Source organism: Microcystis wesenbergii FACHB-1317, from assembly GCF_014696875.1.
Taxonomy (GTDB): Bacteria; Cyanobacteriota; Cyanobacteriia; order Cyanobacteriales; family Microcystaceae; genus Microcystis; species Microcystis wesenbergii_A.
In genome coordinates, this window is record NZ_JACJQV010000004.1 from 1 (window position 1) to 3606 (window position 3606).

Consider the following 3606-nt stretch of genomic DNA (forward strand, 5'->3'; position numbering starts at 1 on the left):
ATACAGAGGTAGCAGCGGCTAAGTCTGGGTACTGGCAGTGCGGGACGGTGCTATGGCGATTTGATTACCCTATTCAGAAATCTTTGTCAAGTACAATTTATACCAAATTAGATCAGCTTACCCTGTTGCATAAGTCTAGACAAAATAGGATAAAATAGTCCAAGAGTTAAGATTGAAAGATGACTTACGAACAAGTAAAAACTTTAAAGCCAACAGAGTTCAAACGCTTGTGTGGCGTGTATCCAGATACATTTAAGGATATGGTAACAGTCCTAAAGGCAGAAAAAGTTTGGCAAAAAAAGACAGGTAGACCTAGCAAATTGAGTACGGAAGACCAACTACTAATAACATTAGAATATTGGCGAGAATATCGCACCTATTTTCATCGGGGAAATAGTTGGGGTATTAACGAATCAACGGCGTATAGAATTGTTAGGAAAGTAGAGAATATTCTCATCAAATCAGGTCTGTTTAATCTACCCGGAAAAAAAGCCCTCTTAGAAAGTAATAGTGAAAGAGAAGTAATAGTGGTGGATGTGTCAGAACAGGAGATAGAAAGACCCAAAAAAAAACAGAAATCATGCTAGAGTGGCAAGCAGGGATACCACACATTAAAGTCGCAAGTCGTTGCCGATCTCGCGCAGCGAGCGCGTTGCGACCAAAAAAGCGAGCAGGTAATCTGTGTCCGTTGTGAGAAAGGAAGAGTCCATGATTTTCGACTGTGGAAAGAGAGCAAAATAAGGTTAAATAAGGAAATAGAAATATTAGGGGATAAAGGCGATCAAGGAATTCAGAAGCTCCATCAAAACAGTCAAATTCCTCATAAAAAAAAGAAAAAAGAAAAACTAAGTAAAGAGCAAAAAAAAAGCCAATCGTCAGTTATCACAACGGCGCATAGTTATAGAACATATTCATCGTCGTCTCAAAATATTTCGGATACTTTCATCAAGATACAGAAATCGCAGACGGCGATTTGGTCTGAGATTGAATTTGATTGCTGGTATCTACAATTACGAACTTCGTTACCGACAAAAGGATATATCTTGATTACTTTTGCAAGAGATCTAGTAAACTGAGCACCCACATTAACAATGGCGCAAAACAACTGCTCACCTCAAGAGTGCTGCGCTTTTCTCCTTTTTTCGCTTTCCCGGACTGATACCATTCTTTCAGTCTCTGTCTGACCGTATTGGGTTTTTCCTCATTGACTGCCGCAATCAACCTCGACACCTGAGTCAAACTGCTCGATTTGGTCATGACCATCCCGAAGCTCCAAGTTGCCAATCCGATAGCTTGCGGTATTGACAAATGGGGCAGATGTTCTGATACTATGCACGACCACTGCTTGAGATATTTGTTTTTCAGCATTGCCTTTCACGATGCTCCTCTAAATCCCGCATTTCTCACAAAAAGTGCGATCACCAACCCCAGAGGCCTTACGGAATCTAGGTTTTGACTGGGTGATCGCCCTGGAGCAAAAACGACAGTGTGTTGTTAGGATTCAACTTAAGCTCATCATCAATTAGACCTTGAAAAAAGAACAAATTTAAAATGCGTATTTTGAGGTTAATTAATTGATAAATTCTCAATTTTAAGTAGAGAATGAAGTCAAAAGCTTGCTATAATTTAATCATTAAAACTATTGAAAGTATGTCAAGTTTATGACTCCTAGTTCAGACCAGTATCCACTCAATCAATTAAATTTTGGAAACCTCGATGGAAGACAAGTAATCGCTAATTTTGAAGGAGAAAAAATCACCTCAGATGCAGGAATTATTTTGATGGCAGAGTTAGACCAAAAGCTAAAAATAACGACTCGATTTGCCGAATGTTTTCGAGATTATCGAAATTCATCATATCTAGATTATTCAGTTCATGAACTACTCGCACAAAGAGTTTATGCGATAGTTTTGGGATATGAGGATGTCAATGATCATGATAAATTACGTCATGATCCAGCTTGAGCAATAGCATTGAAAAAACTCAATTTTATTGATTCAGACGAAGCAGTTTTAGCGGGAAAAAGTACAATTAATCGACTAGAATATTGTCCAGAAACAATAATAGACAAGGGGAAAAGTCGCTATCATAAAATAGAGCCTAACCCCAAAGAAATTGAAAAAGCTTTTGTGGACATCTTTCTAGAATCCTACAAAAAGCCACCTAAACAAATTATTTTAGACATGGATGTCACCGATGACCAAGTGCATGGAAATCAAGAAGGTGCATTTTTCAATACTTATTATAAAGGAGTGTGTTAGGCACCTTTGTCTATATTTTGTGGGCATCATTTATTAGTAGCTAAATTGAGGTCATCTAATGTAGATACAGCAGCAGGAGCCTTGTCAGAATTACAAAGAATCATCGGAATTATTCGAGAAAAATGGAAAGATACTCAGATATTAGTTCGTGGAGATAGTGCTTATGCCCGGGAAGAAATTTTCAAATTCTGTGAAGAACAAGAGGGAGTTGATTATGCTATAGCAATGGGAACTAATAGCCAATTGAAGTTACGAGCGACCGATGTAATTAAGAAAGCAGAAAGTGATTATGAACAAAGACTTGAACCTGTTACTGCTTTAATGGAGACGCTATTTTCCCCAGACGAAAAATTAGAAGAAGTCAGAGAATTAGTTCCAGAATCGACTTTTTATCGCTCCCTTTGCTACAAAACTCAAGAATCTTGGAGTTGTTCAAGAAGAGTTGTTACCAAAGTTTGTCATGGTAGTAAAGGATTAAAAATTCGTCATGTTGTCACATCTTTACCATCGGCAAAAATTCCCCCATCAAAACTTTATACAGACAAATATTGTTTCAGGGAAGAGATGGAAAATCGTCTTAAAGAACAACAATTAGATTTATTCGCCGACCGGACTTCAACCCAGACATTTGAGAGTAATCAATTAAGACTTTGGCTATCATCAATGGCTTAGGTTTTAATGCAAGCTTTTCGTCAACATTGTTGAGCGAAAACCTCTTTTACCAAAGCAACAGTAGGAACAATTCGCCTTTGTTTTCTTAAATTGGGGGCGAGAATTACTGTGAGCGTTAGAAGAATTTTAATCGCCATAGCTAGTTCTTGTCCTTATCAAGATATTTTGGCGATAGCCTACTCTAGAATTCAAGGACTTCCTGCTCCTGGATAAGTCGAATAGTTCTCAAAGATAACTAAATAATCTTCCCAATGGCTGCTCATAAATTCAGCCTGTTTCATCATGGAAATTTTGACTAATTGACTAGATTTTATCTGTTGATTCAGCAAATTTTTGGCTAGTTTAGTTGGACTATCGCTCAGCAACCTTAAGAGGTTTTCTTATTTAAAAAAAACACAACTTTCAACCTCCAAATTAGGTTCTCAATTCAGTTTGTGAGAAATGCGGGTTATGCCATCAAATCCACAATTAAAGTTGGCTCTTCGTTACCCTTTATGCTAAATCAACAGACAAGATGCCAAGACAACATACTTCTAACCCAAAAATTCCGAAAGTTTCTAAAGCCATAGCCTCTCCGTTTTATTAGTTTAAGTTTATTGTTGATTCCCTCGACCACCCCATTCGTTGTCCTTCGCTCAAAATAACTAATGATTTCTCCAAACCAGTTTCGGAT

General features: G+C 37.7%; 2 protein-coding genes and 2 pseudogenes. 2 read left to right on the forward strand and 2 right to left on the reverse strand.

Annotated features, from left to right (window positions below; genetic code table 11):
- Positions 1 to 179: 179 nt before the first annotated feature.
- A pseudogene (locus H6F92_RS00060) lies at positions 180 to 1047 on the forward strand (IS5 family transposase).
- Here H6F92_RS00060 and H6F92_RS00065 read toward each other — a convergent pair.
- The gene (locus H6F92_RS00065) at positions 1048 to 1368 is read right to left on the reverse strand and encodes a hypothetical protein (protein ID WP_199308085.1); all 321 of its coding nucleotides are present in this window, start codon (positions 1366 to 1368) and stop codon (positions 1048 to 1050) included.
- A gap of 293 nt (positions 1369 to 1661) precedes the next feature.
- Here H6F92_RS00065 and H6F92_RS00070 point away from each other — a divergent pair.
- Positions 1662 to 3146: pseudogene (locus tag H6F92_RS00070) on the forward strand (IS1380 family transposase).
- Between the two features lie 289 nt (positions 3147 to 3435).
- Here H6F92_RS00070 and H6F92_RS00075 read toward each other — a convergent pair.
- Positions 3436 to 3606 (reverse strand): transposase (locus tag H6F92_RS00075; protein WP_190356371.1); only part of this gene is annotated, 171 nt, incomplete at its 5' end.